The organism is Streptomyces boninensis (assembly GCF_048572725.1).
Lineage (GTDB): Bacteria > Actinomycetota > Actinomycetes > Streptomycetales > Streptomycetaceae > Streptomyces > Streptomyces boninensis.
The window spans coordinates 6,181,362-6,206,721 of the sequence record NZ_CP183837.1 but is presented as its reverse complement, the minus strand read 5'-3'; the positions used below and the strand labels follow the sequence as shown (position 1 = coordinate 6,206,721).

Annotated in this window: 17 protein-coding genes and 2 pseudogenes; 10 read left to right on the top strand and 9 right to left on the bottom strand. The window is 70.6% G+C overall.

From position 1 onward, the window contains the following. Positions 1 to 89: 89 nt before the first annotated feature. Positions 90 to 1,748, top strand: a complete 1,659-nt coding sequence (locus tag ACNNMR_RS28500) for a cytochrome b (RefSeq protein ID WP_419997535.1) — start codon at positions 90 to 92, stop codon at positions 1,746 to 1,748. Here the strand turns inward: ACNNMR_RS28500 and ACNNMR_RS28495 are convergent. The 4 genes from ACNNMR_RS28495 to ACNNMR_RS28480 form a co-directional block, all read right to left on the bottom strand. Beyond that, complete coding sequence (locus ACNNMR_RS28495) at positions 1,736 to 3,082, bottom strand: SPFH domain-containing protein (RefSeq protein ID WP_419997534.1); 1,347 nt, start codon at positions 3,080 to 3,082, stop codon at positions 1,736 to 1,738. The genes ACNNMR_RS28500 and ACNNMR_RS28495 overlap by 13 nt on opposite strands. After that, complete coding sequence (locus ACNNMR_RS28490) at positions 3,079 to 4,728, bottom strand: SPFH domain-containing protein (protein WP_419997533.1); 1,650 nt, start codon at positions 4,726 to 4,728, stop codon at positions 3,079 to 3,081. Before ACNNMR_RS28490 ends, ACNNMR_RS28495 begins: the two co-directional genes overlap by 4 nt. Before the next feature lie 180 nt (positions 4,729 to 4,908). Then, entirely contained in the window at positions 4,909 to 6,138 is a 1,230-nt protein-coding gene (locus tag ACNNMR_RS28485) for an acyltransferase family protein (RefSeq protein WP_419997532.1), read from the bottom strand. A gap of 88 nt (positions 6,139 to 6,226) precedes the next feature. Then, the gene (locus ACNNMR_RS28480; RefSeq protein ID WP_420000506.1) at positions 6,227 to 7,669 is read right to left on the bottom strand and encodes an amino acid permease; all 1,443 of its coding nucleotides are present in this window, start codon (positions 7,667 to 7,669) and stop codon (positions 6,227 to 6,229) included. A 313-nt stretch (positions 7,670 to 7,982) separates the two neighbouring features. Between ACNNMR_RS28480 and ACNNMR_RS28475 the strand changes: the two are divergent. The 5 genes and pseudogenes from ACNNMR_RS28475 to ACNNMR_RS28455 form a co-directional block, all read left to right on the top strand. Further along, positions 7,983 to 9,083: pseudogene (locus tag ACNNMR_RS28475) on the top strand (pectate lyase family protein); the annotation flags it as partial. 176 nt (positions 9,084 to 9,259) lie between these two features. Then, on the top strand, positions 9,260 to 10,702 hold the full coding sequence (locus ACNNMR_RS28470; RefSeq protein ID WP_419997531.1) for a pyridoxal phosphate-dependent decarboxylase family protein: 1,443 nt from the start codon (positions 9,260 to 9,262) through the stop codon (positions 10,700 to 10,702). Between the two features lie 19 nt (positions 10,703 to 10,721). Beyond that, the gene (locus ACNNMR_RS28465; protein WP_420000505.1) at positions 10,722 to 11,963 is read left to right on the top strand and encodes a lysine N(6)-hydroxylase/L-ornithine N(5)-oxygenase family protein; all 1,242 of its coding nucleotides are present in this window, start codon (positions 10,722 to 10,724) and stop codon (positions 11,961 to 11,963) included. Continuing rightward, positions 11,960 to 12,487, top strand: coding sequence for a GNAT family N-acetyltransferase (locus tag ACNNMR_RS28460; protein WP_419997530.1), 528 nt, complete (start codon positions 11,960 to 11,962; stop codon positions 12,485 to 12,487). Before ACNNMR_RS28465 ends, ACNNMR_RS28460 begins: the two co-directional genes overlap by 4 nt. Beyond that, complete coding sequence (locus tag ACNNMR_RS28455) at positions 12,484 to 14,277, top strand: IucA/IucC family protein (protein WP_419997529.1); 1,794 nt, start codon at positions 12,484 to 12,486, stop codon at positions 14,275 to 14,277. Before ACNNMR_RS28460 ends, ACNNMR_RS28455 begins: the two co-directional genes overlap by 4 nt. 10 nt (positions 14,278 to 14,287) lie before the next feature. Here the strand turns inward: ACNNMR_RS28455 and ACNNMR_RS28450 are convergent, their stop codons facing one another. From ACNNMR_RS28450 to ACNNMR_RS28440, 3 genes are all read right to left on the bottom strand, one after another. Continuing rightward, positions 14,288 to 15,109: an alpha/beta hydrolase fold domain-containing protein gene (locus ACNNMR_RS28450; RefSeq protein ID WP_419997528.1), complete on the bottom strand. Its 822-nt coding sequence runs from the start codon at positions 15,107 to 15,109 to the stop codon at positions 14,288 to 14,290. A 92-nt stretch (positions 15,110 to 15,201) separates the two neighbouring features. Beyond that, a complete protein-coding gene (locus ACNNMR_RS28445) occupies positions 15,202 to 16,041 on the bottom strand; it encodes an SDR family NAD(P)-dependent oxidoreductase (RefSeq protein WP_419997527.1) in 840 nt (279 codons plus the stop codon). A 113-nt stretch (positions 16,042 to 16,154) separates the two neighbouring features. Beyond that, positions 16,155 to 17,087, bottom strand: a complete 933-nt coding sequence (locus tag ACNNMR_RS28440; RefSeq protein WP_419997526.1) for an IclR family transcriptional regulator — start codon at positions 17,085 to 17,087, stop codon at positions 16,155 to 16,157. Positions 17,088 to 17,177: 90 nt separating this feature from the next. Between ACNNMR_RS28440 and ACNNMR_RS28435 the strand changes: the two genes are divergently transcribed. Beyond that, positions 17,178 to 18,293, top strand: coding sequence for an LLM class flavin-dependent oxidoreductase (locus ACNNMR_RS28435; protein ID WP_419997525.1), 1,116 nt, complete (start codon positions 17,178 to 17,180; stop codon positions 18,291 to 18,293). Here ACNNMR_RS28435 and ACNNMR_RS28430 read toward each other — a convergent pair whose 3' ends face one another. Continuing rightward, positions 18,294 to 20,168: a S9 family peptidase gene (locus ACNNMR_RS28430; protein WP_419997524.1), complete on the bottom strand. Its 1,875-nt coding sequence runs from the start codon at positions 20,166 to 20,168 to the stop codon at positions 18,294 to 18,296. Between the two features lie 317 nt (positions 20,169 to 20,485). Between ACNNMR_RS28430 and ACNNMR_RS28425 the strand changes: the two genes are divergently transcribed. From ACNNMR_RS28425 to ACNNMR_RS28415, 3 genes and pseudogenes are all read left to right on the top strand, one after another. Then, complete coding sequence (locus tag ACNNMR_RS28425; RefSeq protein ID WP_419997523.1) at positions 20,486 to 21,751, top strand: ATP-grasp domain-containing protein; 1,266 nt, start codon at positions 20,486 to 20,488, stop codon at positions 21,749 to 21,751. Continuing rightward, a pseudogene (locus tag ACNNMR_RS28420) lies at positions 21,748 to 22,224 on the top strand (MFS transporter); the annotation flags it as partial. The gene ACNNMR_RS28425 and the pseudogene ACNNMR_RS28420, both read left to right, overlap by 4 nt. Before the next feature lie 172 nt (positions 22,225 to 22,396). Then, positions 22,397 to 22,915, top strand: a complete 519-nt coding sequence (locus ACNNMR_RS28415; RefSeq protein WP_419997522.1) for an MFS transporter — start codon at positions 22,397 to 22,399, stop codon at positions 22,913 to 22,915. 1 nt (position 22,916) lies between these two features. Here the strand turns inward: ACNNMR_RS28415 and ACNNMR_RS28410 are convergent, their stop codons facing one another. After that, positions 22,917 to 25,343 (bottom strand): PQQ-binding-like beta-propeller repeat protein, encoded by a 2,427-nt coding sequence (locus tag ACNNMR_RS28410; protein WP_419997521.1) that lies wholly within the window; start codon positions 25,341 to 25,343, stop codon positions 22,917 to 22,919. Between the last annotated feature and the right edge of the window lie 17 nt (positions 25,344 to 25,360).

Below are 25,360 nucleotides of genomic sequence, written 5' to 3'. Positions count from 1 at the left end.
GGGCGCGGTCGGCAAACTGAAGATGTGAGCTGCATCACATGCGCCGCCCAGCATGTCACAACCCGGTGCCCCCGCCCCGTCATGTCTGTATGAGCGACGCGGCGCAGCGGCGAGGACCATCCCCCGCGGGGGAGCGGGTGGCGGACTGGGCGGACGGGCGACTGGGGATTCACGGGATCGCGCGCAGATATATGCGCAAGGTCTTTCCCGATCACTGGTCGTTCCTGCTGGGCGAGATCTGCCTCTACAGCTTCATCGTCATCATCCTGACCGGCGTGTATCTGACGTTCTTCTTCCACCCGTCCATGAACGAGGTGGTGTACGACGGCAGTTACGCCCCGATGAACGGCGTGCGGATGTCCGAGGCGTACGCCTCCACCCTCGACATCAGCTACGACGTCCGCGGCGGGCTGCTGGTGCGGCAGGTGCACCACTGGGCGGCGCTGATCTTCCTGGCCGGGATGTTCACGCACATGATGCGGCACTTCTTCACCGGCTCGTTCCGCAAGCCGCGCGAGATCAACTGGCTGATCGGCTTCAGCCTGCTGGCCCTCGGCCTCTTCGAGGGCCTCTTCGGCTACTCGCTCCCCGACGACCTGCTGTCCGGCACCGGCATGCGCTTCCTCGACGGCTCGCTGCTCGCGGTGCCGCTGGTCGGCACGTATCTGTCGATGTTCTTCTTCGGCGGGGAGTTCCCCGGCCACGACATGATTCCGCGGATCTATTCGCTGCATGTGCTGCTGATCCCAGGGATCATGGTCGCGCTGGTCGTGGCGCATTTGATCTACGTCTTCTACCACAAGCACACCCAGTGGGCGGGACCAGGCCGTACCGAGAAGAACGTGGTCGGCGCGCCCTTCCTGCCCATCTACATCGCCAAGGCGGGCGGCTTCTTCTTCCTCGTCTTCGGCGTCATCACGGTGATTTCGGCGGTGGCCGCGATCAACCCGGTGTGGGTGTACGGGCCGTACCGCTCGGATCAGGTCTCCACCGGCGCTCAACCCGACTTCTATCTCGGCTTCGTCGAGGGCATGGTGCGCATCATGCCCGGGTGGGATGTGACGGTCGCCGGGCACACGCTTGCGCTGGGGCTGCTGGTGCCGCTGATCGTCTTCCCGGTGTTCCTCGGCTTCATCGCGGTCTATCCCTTCCTGGAGTCCTGGATCACCGGCGACAAGCGCGAGCACCACATCCTCGACCGGCCGCGCAACCGCCCCGTGCGCACGGCCATTGGCGCGGCCTGGATCAGCGCGTTCCTGATTCTGCTGGCGGGCGGCGGCAATGACATCGTGGCGACCCGGCTGCATCTGTCGATCAATGTCATCACGTGGTCGATCCGGATCGGGATCTTCGTGGTCCCGCCGGTGGTGTACGTCATCACCAAGCGGATCTGCCTCGGCCTGCAGCGCCGGGACCGCGAGAAGGTGCTGCACGGGCGCGAGTCCGGGGTGATCAGGCGGCTGCCGCACGGCGAGTTCGTGGAGGTGCACGCGCCGCTGTCGCAGACCGAGCTGCACAAGCTGACCGCGCACGAGCAGCCGCTCCCGCTGGAGAGCGGCCCCGCGGTGGACGAGAACGGGGTGCCCGCGCCCGTATCGCGGAAGGACCGGCTGCGGCTGCGGCTGTCGCGGGCGCTCTACGGCGCGGACGCGCAGGTGCCGAAGCCGACGGCGGAGGAGTACAAGGCGCTGCACAACGGGCACGACAGCACCGAGCACCCCACCGCCGTCAGCCGTCAGTCCTCCTGATCCAGCTCCCTGGCCGCCCGCGCGGCCGCGGCGCCGAAGGTGTCGGCCACCGCGCTCGCGCCGCCCGCCGCCGGCAGCTCCGTCATCCGCGGCAGCAACTGCGCGGCCAGGAGCGTCGGCAGCGCCGAGGTGTCGCCGCCGGAGGCGTCCGTACGGACCACCACCGGCTGCGGCGCCCGGGACGCCAGCTCGGCGCCGACGTCGAGGCGGCGGCGGGCCAGCTCGTACTGGAGCACCGCCCGGTTGTCGCGGTAGGCCTGGGCGAGGCGGCGCTGCGCCTTGGCCTCGTTCTCGGCGGAGATCAGGCCGCTGCGGCCGCGGGTCTCGATCTCGAAGCGGACCTTCTGCGCCTCGGTCTCCTGCTCCTCCAGCAGCCGGGCGACCTCCTCGCGGGCCCGGTTCAGCGCGGCCTTGACCTCGACGAAGCGGGCGTCGCGGGCCTTCTTCGCGCGCTCGATGTCCATCTGCAGGTTGTCGATGCGGCGCTTGCGGGTGAGGCCCCACTCCTGCTCGTACGCGACCCGCTCCTTGGCGACCCGCTCGCGGGTGGCCAGGTGCTGCTGGTACTGGGTGGGCAGCTGCACATCCGGGATGTTGGCACCCATGATGCGCACGCCGTAGCGCTCCAGCTGCCGGTTGAGCAGCTCCTGCATGTCGGCGACGTCCGAGCCGCGCAGGTCGTACGCCCGCTCGGTGCGCACCAGACGGGCGCGCTGGCGGATGGCGTCCTGGACGGCGCTGGAGAGGACGAGGTCGAAGTTGCCGGCGCCGATGGTGCGGACGAAGCGGACGGCGTCGGTGATCCGGAACTTGAGGAAGAACTCGATGGACCGCAGCGGCACGTTCTCCTGCGTCGGGCAGGCCATCACCGGTGCCGAGTACGGGATTTCGGTGGCCACGTCGACCACGAAGTCGACGCGCGACCACGGGTGCATGATGAAGTGCCGGCCGGGGTCCAGGGTGCGGGAGACCGCGCCGTAGCGGGTCAGCACGCCGTTGGTGCCCTGCTCGATCTTGACGATCGAGGACCGCCACCACCACAGCACGCCGATCAGCAGCAGCAGCGCGCCGACCAGGTAGCCGACGACGGCGAGGGTGTCGTACGCGATGCCCTTGGCGCCGTCGTCCTCGTACAGCCCGGACATCACCCCGCTGGCGAGGGCAAGCACGCCGAGCCACAGCGGCACCATCCACCACAGCCGGCGGCGGTGCCGGGGGATGATCACCGGGATCAGGGTCCCGGCCTCGCCGCCGCGCAGCAGCTGCTGGATGTCGCTCCAGGGCGCGATCTTCTCGGAGATGACCGACCTGCGCATGCGTCCTGCCGTGCTCATTCGCCGGCCTCCTCGATCACGTAGTCGCCCTCGTCGCCTGCGATGTCCTCATCGCTCTCGTCGCCGACCGTCTTCACCGGCACGGTGACCCGCTCCGCCTCGCGCAGCGTCTCGATCTCCGGCTGCCGCTCGGCGATCCTGCCCGCGACCTCCCGCAGCCGCGACCGCATCGTGTCCAGGTCGCCGTCGCTGAACAGCTCGTCGCCGCGCTCGCCGACCAGCTCGCGCGCGATCGCCAGGAAGTCCACGCCTGCTTCCGCATCCGAGCCGCCGCCGATCCGCACCAGCCGCGGCAGGTGGTCGGCGACCTCCTCCAGGGTGTCGAGGATCTGCTGCTGGTAGCGGTATTCGAGGATCTCCGGCGCCTCGGCCGCGGTCATCGCGCGGATGTCGAGGGCCTGCGCCTCCAGCAGCGCCGCGTTCGCCTTCGCCTCCGACTCGGCCTGTACGTACCGCTGCCGGGCCAGCGCCTGCGCCCGGTTGGTCTCGCGCTCGACGGCGGTGTCCATCTGGGCCTGGTACTGGGCGATGTCGGCCTGGATGGAGGAGAGGGTCTCCTGGCGGGTGGCGAGCTCCTTGTTCAGGTCGCCCTCGTCCTGCTCCTTGCGGAGGCCCAGGGCGTATTCGTGGGTGTACGCCTCCTTCGCCATCCGCACCATCTCGGGGGCGGCGAGGTCCATCCGGTAGCCCTGGTCGGAGGGCTCGGCGGAGGTGATGTTGGCGTTGGTCAGCTCGACGGCGGGCCGGAACTGGGCGTTGAGCTGCTCCATCAGCCGGCCGGTGTCCTCACCGACCATGTCGTAGATCCCGGCGGCTTCCTGCTCGTAGATCAGGGAGCGGATGGTCTCGCTCACGGCGTTGCTCAGCTTCTCCTCGAAGCCGCGGACCGCGCCGAGCGTGTACACGAACTCGACCGGGTCGCTGATCCGGAACTGCAGGAACAGGTCGATCGACGCCTTCACCCCGCCCTTCGTCGGCGCCTCGCGCACGGGCGCGTTGAAGGGGTATTCGCGGGTGGTGTTGATGATGTACGAGACCCGCTTGAAGGGGTTGATGAGGATGACCCGGCCGGGCTCCTTCACCTGCTCCAGCTTGCCGAAGCGGGTGATCAGCGCGTGGCAGCCGTCCGGCACCAGCACCATGCCCTGGCGCCACCACACGAAGCAGACGGCGAAGACCGCGAGCACCCAGTAGTGGATGCCGAAGAGCGGGTTGGTGAGCGCGTCGCCGCCGGCGGCGCTGACCGCGATGGTGCCGATCACGCCGATGACCAGGAGCAGCGATACGGGCAGCATGCTCAGGAAGGAGCGGTTCTTCGGCATCACCATCGGGCAGATGGCGTGCACCTTCTTGCCGTCCTCGCGGACCTGCTCGCTGCGGTTGAGGGCTTCGCCGGCCTCGTCGAGGGGGACCGACTTCTGCACCATGATCGTGTCGGTGCTGCCGCCCTGCTCGCGGGCGGCCGGGAAGTCGCCGGGGTCGATGCCGCCTTCCTGCAGCACCTCCCGGCCCTGCTCGACCTGCCCGCCGAAGGCCTCGGCGGCCTGCTCGCGGGCCGCGCCGCGGATCGCCTCCTGCGGATCGGCTCCGCCTGCCACCGCTCGTGCGGCGTTCCGTACGCTCTGTCCTGCTCTGCTGCGCGCCATCACACTCCCCCGGGGTCGTGCCGTATTTCCGAACGGAAAGCATTCAAGCAGCCATGGGCCTGGGCGTCTGCGCCCGCATCCGGCAGCGCCTGCGGCGGGGACACTGCCGGGTGCAGGCAAAGGGACCGTTCGCAGCAGCAGCGCCTGTGCGGCGGGCGGCGGCGGGCGGCGGCCTCCCCGCTACCCCCGCATGCCGAAGAGGAAGCGCATCGGCCGGACGCGGCGGACCAGCAGCTCGTACGCGGCGAGGGTGAGGGTCATGGCGATGGTGACGAGGAGGGCGTACTCGACGGGGATGGGGAGCGGGAGGGTGACGAGGAAGTACGCGACGGCGACGACGACCGGCTGGTGGAGGACGTACACCGGGAGGACGGCGGGGGCGAGATAGGCGTAGGCGCGGCCGGACGGCCTGGGCGCCGCCGGCTTCGCCGCTTCCGCCCGCCCGGCCGCGCGCTCCCGGCGCCGCTGCCGCCGCCGGTCGAGCAGGCCGATGACGGCGACGACCAGGCACCAGCCCGCCGCCCCGAAGAGCGCCCGGGTGGCGACGGCCAGGCCGGTCATCTCCGTGAAGGGTTCCTCCGCCATGGAGAATCCGGGCGCGGACGCCGTGAACAGGATCAGCCCCAGCCACCCGGCGACCGCCGCCTCCCGCCGCAGCACCGTCCACAGCCGGCTGTCCGCCGCGAGCCAGCACCCGGCGGCGAAGAACATCAGGTAGGTCCAGCGGTGCCAGCCCGCGTAGTTCTCCTCCATCCGCACGAAGGCGCACATCGCCGCGAAGACCAGGGCGGGCAGCAGTACGAGACCGCGCCACCGCAGCACCGCCGCCACCACCCGGTCGCTGACCCGCCGCACCGGCGCCCCCGGCAGCCACCGGTACAGCGGCGCCAGCATCAGCGAGAAGGCGATCAGCAGCACGACGAACCACAGGTGCCCGGTCTCGAAGTACTCGCCCTGCACCAGGAAGGGGAATTCGGAGAGGTCGAGGTGCACGTCGTAGAAGCGCGGCAGGAAGTCCGCGTACGACTGGTGGTACCCCGGGTCGTACGACCGCTGCCGCAGCCACTGCGGCAGCGGATTCAGCACCACGCTCGCGAAGACCAGCGGCACGCCGAGCCGCAGCAGCCGCTCCTTGACGAACCCGGCCGTGCCGCGGCGGCGCAGCGAGAGCCAGGAGCCGAAGCCGGAGATGAGGAACAGCGCGGGCATCGCCCAGACGACGCCGAACCCGGCGATGATCAGGACGGCGCCGGTGGTCTCTGCGTTCCTGACGTAGTAGTCGTCGTCGGCGGTGAAGACGAGCCCGGAGTGGAAGAAGACCAGCCCCAGCACCACCGCCATGCGGATGGCGTCCAGCTCCGGCCGCCGCTCGGGTAACTCCGCCCGTACCGCCTCGGTGCGCACCGCCATGAAAGCGACCCCCGTCCCTCACCGCCCTGCCCGGGCATCAGTGTGCTGCGGGCGGGGGGTGAGGGGCAGGGGTCGGTGGGTACCAGTTCTACTCGGCGCCCGCGGCGGCCTTCTCCCTCTCGGCCGCGATGCGGTTCACCCGGCCCCGGACGCAGTACCAGCCGACGACCAGCGCGATGGCGATGATCGGCGCGATCATCACGGTCTGCTGCCCGACGCCCTCGTCGTCGAAGGCCATCAGCACCAGCACGAGCAGCAGGAAGCCGATCGTCGCGATGTCCGTGACCGGGGTGCCGGGGAGGCGGAAGCGGGGGCGCTCGATGACGCCCTCCTTGGTCTTCTTCACGAAGGCCATGTGGCAGACCATGATCGTGCACCAGGTGCTGATGATGCCCAGCGCCGCGATGTTGATCACGATCTCGAAGGCCTCGGCGGGCATGAGGAAGTTGAGCCCGACGCCGAGGACGCAGACGACCGAGGTCAGGACGATGCCGCCGTACGGGACCTGGCCCTTGTTCATGCGCCCGGTGAACTTGGGGGCGGTGCCCGCCATGGACATCGAGCGCAGGATGCGGCCGGTGGAGTAGAGGCCGGAGTTCAGGGACGACATGGCGGCGGTGAGCACGACGAGGTTCATGACATCGCCCGCGGCCGGGACGCCGACGTTGGACAGCACCGTCACGAAGGGGCTCTCGCCGGCCTTGTAGTCGTTCCACGGCATCAGCAGCGCCAGCAGCACCACCGAGCCGACGTAGAAGACGCCGACCCGCCACATAATCGAGTTGACCGCGCGCGGCACGACCTTCTGCGGGTCGCTGGTCTCGCCCGCGGTGACGCCGACCATCTCGACGGCGGAGTACGCGAAGACCACACCCTGCAGCACGATCACCACGGGCAGCAGCCCGGTCGGGAACAGCCCGCCGTTGTCGGAGATGACCGACAGTCCCGGCGACCCGCCGTCGACCTTGTGCTGGGTGGCCAGCAGGAAGATGCCGATCAGCATGAAGGCGACCAGCGCCGCGACCTTGATGATCGCGAACCAGAACTCCAGCTCGCCGAAGATCTTCACCGAGATCAGGTTCACGGCCAGCACGACCGCGAGGGCGATCAGCGCCATCACCCACTGGGGGATGTCGGTGAACATGCTCCAGTAGTGGGTGTACAGCGCGATAGCCGTAATGTCCGCAATGCCGGTTGTCGACCAGTTCACCACATACATCCAGCCCGCGACGTACGCGCCCTTCTCCCCCAGGAACTCACGCGCGTACGAGACGAAGGAGCCGGACGACGGCCGGTGCACCACCATCTCGCCGAGCGCGCGCACGACGAAGAAGGCGAAGAGACCGCAGACGGCGTACGCGATCGCCAGGGCCGGGCCCGCCGAGGCGAGCCGGCCGCCGGCGCCCAGGAACAGGCCGGTGCCGATGGCGCCGCCGATGGCGATCATGTTGATGTGCCGGCCCTTGAGGGTCTTGCTGTAACCGGCGTCGCCCGCGTCCACCGGCACAGCCGCGGCGCCGCCCTCCTGGATCGGCGCTGCCGCTGACGCGGGCGCGCCAGTCTTCAGGTCTTGCGTCTGCACGGCTCGGTTCTCGCTTTCGGCCGGTGTGGGGGGTGCCGGGGCAACGACGGCCCGGGGGGATCCGTGCAGACGGCACGGATCCGATACGACGGGACACCCTCACCCGCTCAGCCGCTGTCGGTCTATATGCGAGATCACACGAGACGTAGGCCACGTCGGCCGCGGGAACACGGCCGCAGGGCGGCAACCTCGGCGGCCCCGGCGACGACCAGGACATGGATCCGCCACACCCACCATTCGACGGCGAAATGGGAACCGAATAATGAGGCGACGAACCAAGCTGCGGCTCACCGGGGCGCTGACCACGACGGCCGCGACTGTCACGGCCGGCGTGCTGATGCTGATGCCCGAGGCGTCGGCCGCGCTCGCCGGGCCCACCGGCTACGCGACCCAGAACGGCGGCACCACCGGCGGCGCGGGCGGCAAGACGGTCAAGGCGAGCACCGGCACGGCCATCCACCAGGCCCTGTGCACGCGGGCCGCCGAGGACACCCCGATCACCATCGAGGTGGAGGGCACGATCAACCACGGCAACACCAAGAAGGTCTCCGGCGACAGCTGCAACACCGCGGACGGCGTGATCGAGCTCAAGCAGATCAGCAACGTCACGATCAAGGGCGTCGGCAACGGCGCGACCTTCGACCAGCTCGGCATCCACATCCGCGAGTCGAGCAACATCATCATCCAGAACGTGACGGTCAAGAACGTCAAGAAGTCCGGCTCCCCCACCTCCAACGGCGGCGACGCCATCGGCATGGAGAGCGGCGTCCGCAACATCTGGGTCGACCACTCCACCCTGGAGGCCTCGGGCGGCGAGTCGGAGGGCTACGACGGCCTCTTCGACATGAAGAACGACACCAAGTACGTCACGCTGTCCTACAGCATCCTGCGGAACTCCGGCCGCGGCGGCCTGATCGGCTCCAGCGAGAGCGACGTGTCCAACAGCTTCATCACGTACGAGCACAACCTGTACGACAACATCGACTCCCGCGCCCCGCTGCTGCGCGGCGGCACCGCTCACATGTTCAACAACCACTACCTGAACATCAACGAGTCCGGCATCAACTCCCGGGCCGGCGGCAAGGCGAAGGTGGACAGCAACTACTTCCAGGACTCCAAGGACGTCCTGGGCACCTTCTACACCGACACCACCGGCTACTGGCAGGTCAGCGGCAACACCTTCGACAGCGTGACCTGGTCCGAGCCCGGCGACGAGAACAAGCCGGCCGGACCCGACCCGAAGTCCACCACCACGGTCAACCTCCCCTACTCCTTCACCCCCGACAAGGCGTCCTGCGTCCCGGCGATCGTGAAGGAGACGGCGGGCGCCAACAAGGGCCTGAAGACGTCGGACGGCAGCTGCTGACGCACCTCGCGCACCTCGCGCACCCCGTCATCCGGCGGTGACGGGGGTGGGGGGGTGGGGGGACTTGAACAGGGAACCTAAGGTTAGGCTAACCTAAGTATCGGTCCTCACCACGGACCGCTCCCTGCTCCTGTCCCCCCACACGCACGCCCGCCACCGCCGGAGGCCTGCACATGCGCTCACACCTGCTCAACGGCACCACCGCGGAGCGATACCGAAGCTCCGCCACCGAAGGAATCGAGCGGGTGGCAGCCAAACTCGCCGCCACCGACCAGCCGTTCACCGGCACCTCGGTCGACGCCCTCGCTCCCCGCATCGACGCCATCGACCTGGACGCCCCCCTCCACGACACCGCCGCCGCCCTCGACGAGCTCGAAGAGGTCTACCTCCGGGACGCGGTCTACTTCCACCACCCCGACTACCTCGCCCACCTCAACTGCCCGGTCGTCATCCCGGCCGTACTCGGCGAGGCCATCCTCTCCGCCGTCAACTCCTCCCTCGACACCTGGGACCAGTCGGCCGGCGGCACCTTGATCGAGCGCAAACTCGTCGACTGGACGACCGCCCGCCTCGGCCTCGGCCCCGCCGCCGACGGCGTCTTCACCTCCGGCGGCACCCAGTCCAACCTCCAGGCACTGCTCCTCGCCCGCGAGGAGGCCAAGGCCGAAAACCTCTCCGACCTGCGCATCTTCGCCTCCGAGGCAGCCCACTTCTCCGTACGGAAATCCGCGAAGCTGCTCGGCCTCGGCCCCGAGGCGGTGATCCCCGTCCCGGTCGGCCCCGACCGGCGGATGCGGACGGTGGCGCTCGCCCGCGAGCTGGAGCGCTGCGCCGCGGACGGCCTGGTCCCCATGGCCGTCATCGCCACCGCCGGCACCACCGACTTCGGCTCCATCGACCCGCTGCCGGAGATCGCCGGGCTGTGCGAGCAGTACGGCACGTGGCTGCATGTGGACGCGGCGTACGGCTGCGGGCTGCTGGTCTCGCCGAAGCGCCGCTCGCTGCTGGACGGCATCGAGCGGGCCGCCTCGGTGACGGTGGACTATCACAAGTCCTTCTTCCAGCCGGTGAGTTCCTCCGCGGTGCTGGTACGGGACGCGGCGACGCTGCGGCACGCCACCTACCACGCGGAATACCTCAACCCGCGCCGCATGGTCGCCGAGCGCATCCCCAACCAGGTCGACAAATCGCTCCAGACCACCCGCCGCTTCGACGCCCTCAAGCTGTGGATGACGCTGCGGGTGATGGGGGCGGACGGAGTCGGCGGCCTCTTCGACGAGGTCTGCGACCTCGCGGCGGAGGTGTGGGAGCTGCTGGCCGCCGACCCGCGCTTCGACGTCCTGGTGCAGCCGCAGCTGTCGACGCTGGTCTTCCGCTACATCCCGGCCGACGCCACCACCCCCACCGAGATCGACCGGGCCAATCTGCACGCCCGCAAGGCGCTCTTCGCCTCCGGCGCGGCCGTGGTCGCGAGCACCGAGGTCGACGGCCGCCACTATCTGAAGTTCACCCTGCTCAACCCCGAGGCCACGGTCGCCGGCGCGGCCGCCGTGCTCGACCTGATCGCCGGCCACGCCGAGCAGTACCTGGGGGATTCCCTTGACCACGCATCCTGAGCCCGCGACGTACGACTTCATAGGCATCGGCCTCGGCCCCTTCAATCTGGGCCTCGCCTGCCTCAGCGAGCCGATAGCCGACCTGAACGGCGTCTTCCTCGAATCCAAGCCCGGCTTCGAATGGCACTCCGGGATGTTCCTGGACGGCGCCCACCTGCAGACCCCGTTCATGTCGGACCTGGTCACGCTGGCCGACCCGACGTCCCACTACTCCTTCCTCAACTACCTGAAGGAGAGCGGGCGGCTGTACTCCTTCTACATCCGCGAGAACTTCTATCCGCTGCGGGTCGAGTACAACGACTACTGCCGCTGGGCGGCGGAGCAACTCGGCGACAGCATCCGCTTCGGCACGACGGTGACGGAGGTGACGTACGAGAACGAGCACTACCTGGTCCACACCCGCGAAGGCGATACGTACCGCGCCCGCCGCCTCGTCCTCGGCACCGGCACCCCGCCGCACATCCCGGCCGCCTGCCGCGGCCTCGGCGGCGACGCAATCCACAACTCCCGCTATCTCACGCACAAGCGCGACCTGCAGGCCAAGGAGTCGATCACCATCGTCGGCAGCGGCCAGTCCGCCGCCGAGATCTACTACGACCTGCTCGGCGACATCGACACCCACGGCTACCGGCTGAACTGGGTCACCCGCTCCCCGCGCTTCTTCCCGCTGGAGTACACGAAGCTCACGCTGGAGATGACGTCACCGGAGTACATCGACTACTTCCACGCGCTGCCCGAGGAGACCCGCTACGGGCTCACCGCCGGGCAAAAGGGGCTCTTCAAGGGCATCGACGGCGATCTGATCAACGAGATCTTCGACCTGCTGTACCAGAAGAACCTGGGCGGGAAGGCGCCGACGCGGCTGCTGACGAACTCGGCGCTGACGGGGGCGACGTACGAGGACGGCACGTACACGCTCGACTTCCGACAGGAAGAGGCGGAGCGGGACTTCTCGCTGCGCACCGAGGGACTGATCCTCGCCACCGGCTACGCCTACACCGAGCCCGAATTCCTCAAGCCGGTCCGCGACCGCCTCCGCTACGACTCCCGCGGCAACTTCGACGTCGCCCGCAACTACGCGATCGACACCACCGGCAGCGGCATCTTCCTGCAGAACGCCGGCGTCCACACCCACAGCATCACCTCGCCCGACCTCGGCATGGGCCCGTACCGGAACAGCTGCATCATCCGCGAGCTGTGCGGCGGCCGGGAGCACTACGCCGTGGAGAAGGCCATCGCATTCCAGGAGTTCGCCCCGTGATATCCATCCGCCCCCTCGACCCGCTGACCGACTCCGAGCTGGTGCACGCCTGGGTGACGCACCCGAAGGCGGCGTACTGGCTGATGCAGGACGCCCGCCTGGAGGACGTCGAGCGCGAGTACCTGAACATCGCCGCCGACGAGCACCACGACGCCTTCCTCGGCCTGCACGACGGCGAGCCCGCCTTCCTGATGGAGCGCTACGACCCGGCGCACCGGGAGCTCGCGGGCCTGTACGAGGCCGAGCCCGGCGATGTCGGCATGCACTTCCTGGTCGCCCCCACCGACCGGCCGATCCACGGCTTCACCAGGGCCGTCATCACGGCGGTGATGGAGCAGCTGTTCGCCGACCCGCGCACCCGGCGGGTCGTGGTCGAGCCGGACGTACGCAACACCGCGGTGCACGCACTGAACGAGGCCGTCGGCTTTGTCCCCGCCCGCGAGATCGACAAGCCGGAGAAGCGCGCGCTGCTGAGCTTCTGCACGCGCGCGCAGTTCCTGGCCGCACGAGGAGTATCGACATGAGCCTTACGGGCATCTCCGCCGCCGTCGCCCACCTGACCCCCGAGCACTGGGAGCGGGCGAATCGCCTGCTTGTCAGGAAGGCGCTCGCGGAATTCGCGCATGAGCGGCTGCTGGCCCCGTCGCCGGCGGGCGGCAAGGTGGGCGCCTATGTCGTCCGCAGCGACGACGACCGCACCACGTACCACTTCACCGCCACCCGCCACGCCCTGGACCACTGGCAGATCGACGCCGACTCGATCACGCGCACACGGGATGGCGCTGACCTCCCGCTCTCGGCCCTGGACTTCGTCATAGAGCTGCGGACGGCCCTCGGCCTGACCGACGAGATCCTCCCGGTGTACCTGGAGGAGATTTCCTCGACCCTCTCCGGCACCTGCTACAAACTCGCCAAGCCCGACCGGCTCTCGGCCGCCGAGCTGGCGCGCGGCAGCTTCCAGGCGATCGAGACCGGCATGACCGAGGGCCACCCGTGCTTCGTCGCCAACAACGGCCGGCTCGGCTTCGGCATCCACGAATACCTCTCGTACGCCCCCGAGACCGCCTCCCCGGTCCGCCTCGTCTGGCTGGCCGCGCACCGCGACCGGGCGGCCTTCACCGCGGGTACGGGCATCGAGTACGAGTCCTTCATCCGCGCCGAGCTGGGCGCGGGCACGGTCGCCCGCTTCCGCGCCGGACTGCGCGACCGCGGCCTGGACCCGGCCGACTATCTCCTCATCCCCGTCCACCCCTGGCAGTGGTGGAACAAACTCACCGTCACCTTCGCGGCGGAGATCGCCCGCGGCTACCTGGTCTGCCTCGGCGAGGGCGACGACGAATATCTTGCCCAGCAGTCGATCAGGACCTTCTTCAATACGACCGCCCCGGAAAAGCACTACGTCAAGACGGCCTTGTCCGTCCTCAACATGGGCTTCATGCGCGGCCTCTCGGCGGCGTACATGGAGGCGACCCCGGCGATCAACGACTGGCTGGCCGACCTGATCGCGAGCGACGCGACGCTGAAGTCGACCGGCCTGTCGATCATCCGCGAGCGGGCGGCGGTCGGCTACCGCCACCTGGAATACGAGACGGCGACCGACCGCCACTCCCCGTACCGCAAAATGCTCGCCGCGCTGTGGCGGGAGAGCCCGGTGCCGGGCCTGGACGAGGACGAGCAGTTGGCGACGATGGCGTCCCTCCTGCACGTGGACGACGAGGGCGCCTCGCTGGCCGCCGCCCTGATCACCCGCTCGGGCCTGCCCCCGGCGGAGTGGCTGCGTCGCTACCTCCACGCCTACTTCACCCCCCTCCTCCACAGCTTCTACGCCTACGACCTGGTCTTCATGCCGCACGGCGAGAATGTGATCCTGGTCCTGAAGGACGGCGCGGTCCAGCGAGCGATCTTCAAGGACATCGCAGAGGAGATCGCCGTCATGGACCCGGACGCGGCACTGCCGCCCGAGGTCCGCCGCATCCGGGTCGAGGTCCCGGAGGGCCAGAAAATCCTCTCCCTCTTCACCGATGTCTTCGACTGCTTCTTCCGTTTCCTGGCGGCGAATCTCGCCACGGCGGGGATATTGGCGGAAGAGGCCTTCTGGCGGACGGTGTCGGAGTGCGTACGCGACTATCAGCAGGCACACCCGGAATTGGCAGATGCATTCGAACGCCACGACCTCTTCGCATCCGAATTCACCCTGTCCTGCCTCAACCGCCTCCAACTGCGCAACAATCAGCAGATGGTCGACCTGACAGACCCGGCTGGCGCACTCCAGCTGATCGGCACCCTGCGGAATCCCGTCGCGCACCCCGGCTGATCAGTCGCCTTCAGGCCCTCCGCCCCACGAAAGCGGCGACCCGGCTCAGCGCCGCCGCCGACCGCGGGTCGCCGTCGAGCAGCACCGGCCAGACGTGCGGGACGTCGGGTACGTAGTGCGCCTCCACCCGCACCTGCGCCCGGGCCGCGCGGGCGGCGAAGGCGGTGGCGTCGTCGAGGAGCGTCTCGCCCGTGCCGGCGAAGAGGAGCACCGGGGGCAGTCCCGCCGGGTCGGCGAGGAGCGGGGAGGCGAGGGGGGTGGAGTCGGCGGGCAGGCCCTGGAGGTAGGCATCGGCTGCCTCCAGGGCGGAGGTGCGGGACCAGAGTTGGTCGCGTTCGGCGTTGGTGCGGTAGGAGTCGGCGTCGGCCCGCAGGCCGAGCAGCGGCGAGAAGAGCGCCAGCCGGTCCGGCAGCGGGGCGGCGACGGTCCCGTCCCGTAGCGCGAGGGCGAGGGCGACGGCGAGCCCGCCGCCGGCCGAATCGCCGGTGAGTACGGGGGCTGCCCCCGCACCCGCACCCGCCGTCACCGCACGCCACACCGCGGCCGCATCGCGGAGCGCCGCCGGGAACGGGTGCTCCGGCGCCAGGCGATACTCCGGCACGACCACCCGCCGCCCGGTCGCCGTCGCCAGCCGGTGCGCGAAGCCGACCCAGCCCGCAGCCGCCCCCAGCCGATACCCGCCGCCGTGCAGATGGACGATCGGGGCCGCCGTCGCAGCCGTATCCGCCACGGGGCCCGGACCCACCCCCGGGTGCACCACCGCCGCCGGGACACCCCCGAACTTCTCCATCGCCCATGTCACATCCGCGGGCGGCGGGGTCGCCTGCGCCACAGCCCGTCGACGTACCAGCAGGTCATCGGTGGCCGGCCGCCCCGTGCGCTCAGGCGGCAGCCCCGCCCCCTCCGACGACGCCCCTGCTCCCCTCACCCCGACACCGCCCCCAAATCCGGCATCGGATACGGGAACTTGGCCCCCACTCCCCCGTCCACCGTCAGCACCTGCCCGCTCACGCACGCCGCCAGATCGCTGCTCAGGAACAGCAGCCCAGCCGCGATGTCCGACGGCAGCGCGACCCGGCGCAGCGGCGTATTCGCCACATTCTTCCGATAGCCCTCCTCCCCCAAGAAGGCCGACACCCGCGGCGTCCACACGATCCCGGGCGCGATCGCGTTGACCCGCACCCCGTACGGCCCCAGCTCCACCGCCGCGGACCTGACCAGCGACATCAGCCCGGCCTTCGCCGCCCCGTAGGCCGCGTGCTGCGCGGCGCCCGTCTCGCCCGACACCGAGGAGACGAACGTGAGCGCCCCGCCGCCGTGTTCGGCCAGGTGCCGGCCGCCGTACTGGACCGCGAGGAAGGCGTGGCGCAGCACGATGTTCTGCTGCCAGTCCCAGTCCTCGTCGCTGAGGTCGAGCAGGCTCCCGTAGCGGCTCATCCCGATCACATCGACGACGCCATGCACCCGCCCGAAGCGGTCCTCGGCCTCCGACCACAGCCGCGCGGCATCCTCCCGTACGGTCGCATCCGCCGCCCACGGCACCGCGCCGGTCTCCTTCCCGACCCGCGCCACCCGCGCCTCGTCCACATCCACGGCGAGCACCCGCGCCCCGCACTGCGTGAGCGCGTGCACGATCTGCCGGCCCATCCCCTGCCCGGCTCCCAGCACAACCACCGCCCGGCCGTCGAGGCGCAGCGCGCCGCCGTAGTCGGGGACTTCGTCCCCGTCGGGCACGGGCGGTACGGGCGTCTGGGACAGGTTCACGGTGCGCCTCCGCTTTCGAAATGCCGAAAACTCCGCAGAAGTTCCACGGGAGAATGAGGCAGCCGCCCTCAAGCCGCAAGAGCCGGGACGCGAAGAGCCGAGACGCGAAGACGCTACGACAGGGCCACGATCCGCCCCCCGGTCTGCTTCGTGATCCCCTGCGCGATCCCCGCCAGCCGCTCCCCCACCTCCGCGACCCGCCGCCCCGTCGCCCGCCGCAGCCCGTTCACCATCAGCGCCAACGCCACCGCCCCATGCGGATCATGCACGGCCGCGACCACCGACGCGATGCTGTACTCCCCCTCCGCATCGAGATCCACCAGCCCGTAGTCGCTGTCGACCAGCCCCATCGCCGCCTCGTCCAGCTCCCCGAGCAACCGCCCCGCATCGGCCGGCGCCTCAGCGAGCAGCCCCAGCACCGTCCCGATCTCCATCCGCGCGGGCCGGTCCACCGCCACCGAGTAGCCCCGTTCCCGTACCGCCGCAAGCGCCGCAAGCAGCCGCCCCCGCACCGCCTCCCGCGTGCCGGGCTCGAGCCGCGACAGCCACGACTCGATCCGCCCCTCGGGCGCCCAGGCGTAAAAGACCTGCCCCAACGGCGGTACCAGCGGCACCCGCTGCCCGGGCCGCACATCGGCGGTCGGAATCTGCGGCGTCCCCTCGGTGGCCAGGATGACCACGTGATCGCCGCCCCGGCCGTCCCGGCCATCCCGGCCACCCCTCACCAGCGCCGATATCACCGTCTCGCTCCCCAGCTCCCGCGCCAGCCGCGCCAGCTGCCCGCGCGCCAGATCCACCGCCGGGTTGCCGCGCAGCGCGGCATCGCCCAGGGCTACGGGACAGGCGCCGAGTTCGTACGTCTTCCGCGTCGGATGCCGGACCAGATACCCGGCGTCCTCCAGCGCCCGCAGCACGGACAGCAGCGACGCCAGGTTCACGCCGAGCGAGGACGACAGCTCGGAGAGCGTGAAGGAGCCGCCGGGGTGGGCCGCGAAGAAGTTCAGTACGGCGACGGCGCGGGTGGCGGCGAGTGCTGGACGAACCATGGGCGTGCCCCTTGCGGTTGACGGACCGACTCCCCACAATCCTTCCGCTCTCCGAAGCCACTTTCCATATGTCAAAAGTGAGGAGGCACCATGAAGCTCGACGTCCTGTACGAGGTCGACGTCCCCCGCCCCTGGCCAGCCCCGCACCCGCAGGGCCAGCGGCAAGCCGAGCAGCGCGCCTACCGGGAGGCGGTCGAGCAGATCAGGCTCGCGGACCGGGTCGGGTTCCACACCGTGTGGGCCGTGGAGCACCACTTCCGCGAGGGCCGGTCCCACATGCCCGCCTCGGAGGTCTTCCTCGGCCATCTCGCCGGGCTGACCGAGCAGATCAGGCTCGGCTTCGGCGTCACCCTCACCCCCTTCGGCTTCACGCCGCCGCAGCGCATCGCCGAGAAGGTCGCAACCGTCGACATCCTCTCCGGCGGCCGGGTGGAGTGGGGCACGGGACGCTCCACGCCGATGGAGCAGACGGCCTTCGGGGTGGACATCGCCACGTCGCGGGACGACTGGCGGGAGGCGATCGAGATCGTCTGCGGGATGTGGCGGGAGGAGTATTTCGCGTACGAATCCGAGCGCTTCAGCTTCCCGCGCCGCATGGTCACCCCGAAGCCCGCGCAGGACCCGCACCCGCCCGTGTGGATGGCGGCGACCTCCAGCGGCTCCTCGCAGGTCGCCGGGGCCAACGGGCTCGGCCTGCTGTCCTTCTCCATCATGCAGCCGCTGGAGGCGATGGCCGCACAGATCGCGGCGTACCGGGAGGCGGCCGCGGCCGTGCGGCCGCTGACGGATGTGACCACCAACAAGGTCGCCGCGTACACCCTCGTGCACTGCCCCGGCGGCCGCGGGCCCGTGCATCCCAAGGTCTGGGATTCGGTGGCGTGGTGGTACAAGAACCTCGCCATGTTCACCCTGGAATGGGAGCTGCACCACCTCACGGAGGAGGAGCAAAACCGGACCTTCCCGCTGCTCAAGCCGATCATCGAGGGCGATGTCCCGGTCGAGCGCTTCGACGCCGGGGACATGATCATCATCGGCGACACCGAGACCTGCGTCGAGAAGATGAAGCGCTATGCGGATCTCGGCGTCGACGAGCTCATCTGTTACGTGCAGTGGGGCTATCTGGAGCACCAGGACATCCTGCGGACGATCGAGATCCTGGGGAAGGAGGTGATTCCGGAAATGGAACGGTACCGGCCCGCGCGCTGATCAGAGCAGCTCCGGCCGCTGCCAGTCCGCCCCCAGCACATGGTGGTCGAGGAAGTTCAGGAAGGTCCCGTACCAGACGCGGGCATGGTTCGGTGTCAGGATCCAGTGGTTCTCATCCGGGAAGTACAGGTACTTCGCCGGGACTTCGTAGCGCTGCAGATCCTGGAAGAGCGCCGAACCCTGGCCGACCGGGACGCGGTAGTCCTTCGCGCCGTGGATCACCAGCATGGGGGTCCTGATCTTCTCCGCACCCAGGTACGGGTTGTTGGCCTCGTACCGGTCGGGGCTGGTCAGCGGGTCGCCGAAGATGCGCTGGAAGTACCAGGGGGCGTCCGTGTCGGCCTGGAAGGCCCGCAGGTCCCACAGGCCCGCGTGCGAGACGATCGCCTTGAAGCGGTCGGTCCGGGTGGCGACGCGGTTGGCCATGTAGCCGCCGTACGAGCCGCCGCCCAGCGCCGTACGCGAGGCGTCGATGTCGGCGCGGGCCTCGGTGGCGTCGGTGAGCGCCATGACGTCGTCGTACGGGCGGATGCCCCACTGGCCCCAGCCGCGCTCGTGGTTGTGCAGGCCGTAACCGGTCGACAGGGCCGGGTCGGGGAGCAGCACGGCGTAGCCGCGGGCGGCGAAGGGCCAGGGGTTCCAGCGCCAGGTCCAGCCGTTCCAGCTGCCCTCGGGGCCGCCGTGGACGGCGACGAGCAGCGGGGCGGGCTCGGCGGCCGACGCGCCTTCGGGGAGGACGAGCCAGCCGCGCAGCGCGAAGCCGTCGTCCGCCTCCGCGTGCACTTCGGTGAGGGTGCCGGGGAGGGCGTCGATGCCGCCGGGGGCGGGGAGGGCGACCGGCTCCTGGTCGGCGGCGGCGGCGTCGAGGCGGACCGGGCGGGGCGGGGAGTCGATGGCGTTGCGCAGCGCGTAGAGGGTGCGGCCGTCGGGGGCCACGCAGAGTGCGGCGTACGAGCCGGCGGCGGTCAGCCGGGTGACCGTGCCGTCGGGGTCGCGGCGGAAGACGGGGGCGTGGCCCTTCTCCGACGAGGTGAACCAGAAGGTGTCGTCCACCGGCGAGACCGCCACCCCGCCGGGGAAGTTGTCGAAGCCGGGCAGCAGGTCGGTCTCCTCGCCGCTCGTCAGGTCGATGCGGACGAGCGTGATGTCCCAGGGGGCTTCGTACGCGGGGACGGTCATCCGGGCGCAGGTCACCCCCGTGCCGTCGTACGTGAACTCCGGGCCCACGTACTCGTACCCATGCTGCTCGACGACCCGCAGCTGCTTGCCGGTCGCCGCGTCGGCGACCACGACCACGGTGCCGTTCTCGCCCGGCACCCGGCCGGGGACGAAGCGCGTGTACGCCACCCGCGTGCCGTCGGGCGAGAGCACCGCGTCCGCCGGCTCCTCCTGCCCGACGCCGTGCCCGCCGGCGTCGACCACGGGGCCGCCGGCGGCGGCGCGGACGAAGGCGTGCGGCTCGTCGGGGCCGAGGTCGCGGTCCCATACGCGGGTCGGGCCGGCCTCGTACAGGATCGCGGTCACCTTCGCGTCCTTGCGGGCCTTGTGGAGCTTCCCGTGCGCGGCCGGGTCGGCGGCGCCGGGGAGGAGCCCGGCGGTGTACGTGAGGGTGCCGGTGTCCCGGGCGGCGGCGAAGCCGGCGATGCCGCCCGGGTGGCGGGCGATGAGCTCGGCTTCGCCGTGGGCGGGGAGGGACCAGAGGGCGGCGCCTTCATCGTCGCCGTTGCTCTTGCTGTCGCCCGCGCCCGGATCGCTGTCCGGCCGCCCCGACAGGAACAGCAGCGCACCGTCCGCCGCAAACGCCGGCGCCGACTCCCCTTCTCCGACCGGGTCAGCCGCCGCGCCTCCCGCTCCCCCGCCGGATCCAGCTCCCACAGCCCGGACACGAACCGCGTCCCGTCCCCGGCGAGCGTCTGCACCGCGGCCACCAGCCGGGTGCCGTCGCGGGAGAGGGTCAGCGAGTTGACGCGGGGCTGGGCGACGAAGGCGGACAGGTCGTGGAACGCGCGTGAGGCGCTGGAGGACTCAGGCATGCGTGCGATTCTGCCTCAGTTGAGGCCCCCTTAGACGGCGGTCCGCGCGATGAGATCGGGCGGCTGCCGGAAGCGCCGCTCCCCCCTTAGAGATCAGGCTGAGTCATGCCCGGCGACCCAGGCGACCCCGGCGACCGGAACGCGCCCGAAGGAGCCACCATGTCCGACAGCCTCACCCCCACCGCACGCCCCCGCGTCCTGCTCATCGGCGGCAAGCCCGCGCATGTCCGCAAGGCCCTGGAGCTCGGCCTCGACGTGGTGCTCGCCCAGTACCCCGACGCGTACGAGAACGACCACTGGCCGCCCGGCGTGGAGAAGGTGCTGCGGCTCGATTACGGCGATCTCGACCAGCTCGTGCCGCTGGTACGGGAGTTGCACGAGCAGCGCCCCTTCGCGGCGGCCGTGTCGCTCTTCGAGCTGGGGCTGCTGCCGGCGGCGCGGGTGAGCGAGGAGCTGGGCCTCGGCGGTGAGTCGGTCGCCACTGTGGAGCTGCTGCTGGACAAGGGGCGGATGCGGCGGCTGCTGGAGGCGAAGGGCATCAGCCCGGTGGCCTCGGCGGTCGGCCGGTCGGCGCGGGATGTGCGGGCGTTCGTGGCGGTGCACGGGCTGCCGGTCATCGTCAAGCCGGTGCGGGAGTCGGGGAGTCTGGGCGTGCTGCGCATCGATGACGAGGCGGGGGTCGAGGCCGCGGCCGACCGTTACCGCTCGATCGACGACGGCCACTGGAACCCCGGGGACCTGGCCTTCGCCGACTCCTTCGACGAGTTCCTGATGGAGGAGTACCTGGACGGCCCGGAGATCAGCGTGGAGACGCTGTCGTCCGCGGGCCGGCACGTGATCATCGCCGTCACCGACAAGGAGATCGGCGGCGCCGGCTTCGTGGAGACCGGGCACTCCCAGCCCAGCCGGCACCCGGCCGCGGCGCTGCGCGAGGCCGCCCGGCTGGTGACGGACTTCCTCGACGCGGTCGGCCTGCGGAACGGCCCCGGCCACACCGAGGTCAAGCTGACCTCGCGCGGTCCGCGGATCGTCGAGTCGCACAACCGCGTCGGGGGCGACCGGATCAACGAACTCACCGAGATCACCACCGGCGTGGACATGGAGCGGCACGCGCTGGCCGCCGGGCTCGGCCTGCTGCAGCCGCCTGCCACCTCCCCGTCGCCGCGGGGCGGCGCGGCCATCCGCTTCCTCACGCCGGAGCCGGGCCGGGTCGCGGAGGTGACGGGCAGCGACGCGGTACGCGCGGACCCCGTCTTCGTCGAGCTGCAGCTGAAGGCCGGGCCCGGCACCGTAATCCCGCCGCTGACCTGGAACGAGGAGAAGACAGGTCACGTCATCGCCCGCGGCGCCACCGCCACCGAAGCACTCACCAACGCCGGTCGGCTGGCCGCGGCGATCCGCATACGGACGGAGCCAGTCGCATGAGCACGGCACCGCCGGGCGGGCGCGGCCCGGCCACCGACGAGCCGCAGCCGCGCTTCCGCGACGCCCTGCGCGGCCTGCCCGCCCGGGTGTGGGTGGTCAGCCTCGGCATCCTGGTCAACCGGGTCGGCAACTTCCTGCCCGTCTTCATCGTGCTCTACCTGACCGGGCGCGGCTATTCCGCAGGCGCCGCCGGCTTCGTGCTGGGCGTCTCCGGCCTCGGCAACGTCCTCGGCAACACGCTCGGCGGCTACTTCGCCGACCGCCTCGGCCGCCGCCCGACCATCGTCCTGTCGGCCACCAGCACCGCCGCGCTGACGGCGCTCGTCCCGTACCTCACCGGCCTCCCGGCCATCGTCACGGTGGTCGGCCTCATCGGCGTGACGTCCCAGATCTACCGCCCGGCGGCGGCCGCGGTGCTGCTCGACGCGGTGTCGACGAACCAGCAACGCCTCGCCGCCTTCGGCGTCTTCCGCTTCGCGATGAACGTCGGCGCGGCGCTGGGCGGCGTCATCGGCGGGGTGCTGGCGGGGACGTCGTACACGGCGGGGGCCGCGGCCGTCCGGCAAGGAGCAGGGGGCCGCGCCGCCCCGCCCGCCCGGCTACCGGCAGGCGCTCACCGACCGCGCCCTCCTCCGTTTCCTCCTCATGACCGTGGCCGCCGAATTCGTCTACATCCAGTCCACCGTCGGCCTCCCCCTCCACGTCAGCGGCGCAGGCCTGACCGAACGCGACTTCGGCCTCCTCATCGGCCTCAACGGCCTGCTGGTCCTGACCCTGGAGCTCCCCACCACCGCCGCGATCGCCCGCTACCGCCCGGAACGCGTCCTGGCCATCGGCAACCTCCTCATCGGCGCGGGCCTCGCCCTGACCGGCCTGGTGACCGACTTGCCCCTGCTGGCGACCACGGTCCTGATCTGGACCCTCGGCGAGATGCTGACCAGCTCCGTCTCCATGGCCTACCTGGGCAGCCTGACTCCCCCGCACCTGACCGGCCGCTACCAGGGCCTGTACGGCGCCGCGTACACGATCGGCACCGGCACCGGCCCGCTCCTCGGCGGCGCCGCGTACGCCTTCGCGCCGTGGACGCTGTGGGCGCTGGTCGCCGCGGCCGCGGTGCTGGCCGCACAGCTCAGCCTGCCGCGCCGCCGGTCCGCGGCGGGCTGAGCTAGTACGCGCTCAGCACCCGCCGCGCCACCCGCCGTACGTCCGCGTCGAGCTGGGACTTGGACGGGTGGTGCCAGCGCTTGTGGTCGACGTACAGAAGCAGGTTGCCCTGGCGGACGGTCAGCGTGTGGTGCCGGCTCTTCTCCCCGGTGTGCTCGAAGGTGAAGGTGTCGAGGCGGGCCTCGTCGCCGAAGCCGGAGAGCTTCTCGCCGTCCGTCGAGGCGATCTCGTCCTTGGCCTGCTTCTCCGCGCTCTCCCCGGTCAGCGGCGAGTCCGGCACCGCCTTCACCCGTACGGTCAGGCTCGGCGCCCCGTCCGCATCCGACTCCCAGACGCAGCCGCTGACCCGGCCGTCGGCCCCGCCCTTGGACGTGGTGTCCAGCGCCTTGATCCCCGGCACCAGCGCGGCACTCTCCGAACGCAGCCGAGAACAGACGGACTTGACCTCATCGATCTCACCCCCGACCGGCTCCGCGAGCCGCCGCGCGGCCGCGGGCACATCGGCGCCGAGCCGCTCCAGCACATCGGCCGCCGCCACCCGCGCCGCCGCCTCCACGCGGTGCTGCGGCGGCACTTCACCCCGCCGGTAGTCCAACGACGCCTCCGTCATTGCCTTCACCCGCACGGTCACATTGCGGTAGCGAACCAGGATGTCGGCGCGGGATATACCGTCCTCCACCGTGCCGTACGCATTCGACTTCGCCTCGTCACCCAGGCCCGTCAGCGGGTGCGCGTCGGCGAGGATCTTGCCGGCGTCGCGCTCAATCTTGACCTTCCCTTTCCCGGTCCCGGTGGCCCGGAACGCCTTCTTCGCCACCGCGACCGCAGGCGTCAGCTTGCGCGAACTGCCCGGTGACGGCACGGTGTCGGGATCCTTGTCCCCGCCTGGCTGGTGCGCGGTGACCGTCACGTCCAGCTCCCGGTCCGCGCCATCGGGCGCGAACCGCTCCACCCAGGCGCAGCCTTCGGGCGGCGGCAGCTTCTTGCGGTAGACGAGCATCGCCTTCCGCGCCGTGGGCGAGACGGCCTCGCAGGCGTTGGCGACCGCATCAGGACGCAGGTCGCCCTTGCGCCAGCCGCGCTTCTTGGTTTTGGTCCCGTCCCACTGCCGTATCGTCTCGGCGTCGTACTTCCGGCTGTCGCCGCCCGAGCGCGGCAGCGGATACGCGACGACGCTCACCTTGCCCGACGGCTCCGGGCGGCGGAGGTAGATCCGGTCGTCGTCCCAGGCCGCGAACATCGTCTGCACCCGAGCGTCCGGAATCCGGCCGATGATGCGCTCCTTGCCGTCCCGCAGCCCGTACGTCATCAGCCACGACACCGTCCGCCCCGGCTTCGCTCCCTTCACCTCCCGCGCGGCCAGCAGCTTGTCCTTCCAGACCCCGAGCACTGTCGCCTCGTCCTGACGCTGCTGCCACCGCACCTTCCCGGTGCGCAGGTCGTACGCGTACAGCGCGGGGTCTCGCGCATAACCCATGACCAGCGTGTTCCCCTTGATGAACGGGCCGACGGTCCCGCGGCTGCCGGCGGCCCCCTGGCTCGCATCTCCCTGGCCCGCAGCGGACGAGTACGTCAGCTCCTTGCCGATGGTGTGCACGGGCTTGCCGTCGCCGTCGTACGTCTGCATGACCCGGTGGCCCTCCCGGCTGACGTCCAGGACCAGCGGGTCGTCGGAGACGATGCCGTGCAGATCGTCGCCGTCGGCCCGGTCCGCCTCCGTGCGCCATACGGGCTTGGCGCCCGCTCCCTCGTACAGCACCAAGTGGTCGGGGGCGCCGTCGTCGGCGGCGGTCCCCCGCGAGGCCTCGCGGATGGCGAGATGGGTGCCGTTGTGGTCCACCTGGTCCACGCACGCCTCGCTGCTCTTGAGCCGGGTGCCCAGCGACTTGCCGTCCCGCGGGCGGAATTGCTGCACGCTGTAGCAGTCGAGGGTGACGGTGAGGGCCTCGTCGCCGAGGCTGACGCTCCACTCCGTGTATTCACCCGCATTGCCGACCCGCTTCGCCCACTTGACCTTGCCGTCCTCAAGGTCCACCACACCGGCGTACGTGCATCCGCCCTTCCCCTCGGCGTCGAAGAGCATCCCGACGAGCCCGCCCTCGCTGGGCTTCCCCGACGTTACGCAGACGCCGCTCGTCCCCTTGGGCAGCTCAAACGTCCACCGCTTCTTGCCCGTATGCGAGTCGTATCCGAGCAGGTCACCGTCGTCCTCCACGCCGAGGACGCCGCGCCCGACCAGCACGATCCCGCCGTCGTCCTCCGACGCGACGCGCCTCTCCCACACCTTCTTCAGCGCCTTCGGCTGCGTGGGCCGGTCCGGGCCCTCCTCCCCGCCTCCGCCGCCGGTGCAGGCACCGCCCGCCAGCAGCGCGCACAGCATCGCGATCGCCGTGGCCGCCTGGCTGCGCGTACGCGCGCGTCGAGCCATGAGTGATGTCCCCCCGA

Excerpts from the sequence above, each read along its gene's own strand:
- ACNNMR_RS28410 (WP_419997521.1), bottom strand. The coding sequence starts at position 25,343 with ATGGCTCGACGCGCGCGTACGCGCAGCCAGGCGGCCACGGCGATCGCG.
- ACNNMR_RS28485 (WP_419997532.1), bottom strand. The coding sequence starts at position 6,138 with ATGGCGGTGCGCACCGAGGCGGTACGGGCGGAGTTACCCGAGCGGCGG.
- ACNNMR_RS28500 (WP_419997535.1), top strand. The coding sequence starts at position 90 with ATGAGCGACGCGGCGCAGCGGCGAGGACCATCCCCCGCGGGGGAGCGG.
- ACNNMR_RS28455 (WP_419997529.1), top strand. The coding sequence starts at position 12,484 with ATGAGCCTTACGGGCATCTCCGCCGCCGTCGCCCACCTGACCCCCGAG.
- ACNNMR_RS28440 (WP_419997526.1), bottom strand. The coding sequence starts at position 17,087 with ATGGTTCGTCCAGCACTCGCCGCCACCCGCGCCGTCGCCGTACTGAAC.
- ACNNMR_RS28495 (WP_419997534.1), bottom strand. The coding sequence starts at position 3,082 with ATGAGCACGGCAGGACGCATGCGCAGGTCGGTCATCTCCGAGAAGATC.
- ACNNMR_RS28490 (WP_419997533.1), bottom strand. The coding sequence starts at position 4,728 with ATGGCGCGCAGCAGAGCAGGACAGAGCGTACGGAACGCCGCACGAGCG.
- ACNNMR_RS28435 (WP_419997525.1), top strand. The coding sequence starts at position 17,178 with ATGAAGCTCGACGTCCTGTACGAGGTCGACGTCCCCCGCCCCTGGCCA.
- ACNNMR_RS28425 (WP_419997523.1), top strand. The coding sequence starts at position 20,486 with ATGTCCGACAGCCTCACCCCCACCGCACGCCCCCGCGTCCTGCTCATC.
- ACNNMR_RS28470 (WP_419997531.1), top strand. The coding sequence starts at position 9,260 with ATGCGCTCACACCTGCTCAACGGCACCACCGCGGAGCGATACCGAAGC.
- ACNNMR_RS28415 (WP_419997522.1), top strand. The coding sequence starts at position 22,397 with ATGACCGTGGCCGCCGAATTCGTCTACATCCAGTCCACCGTCGGCCTC.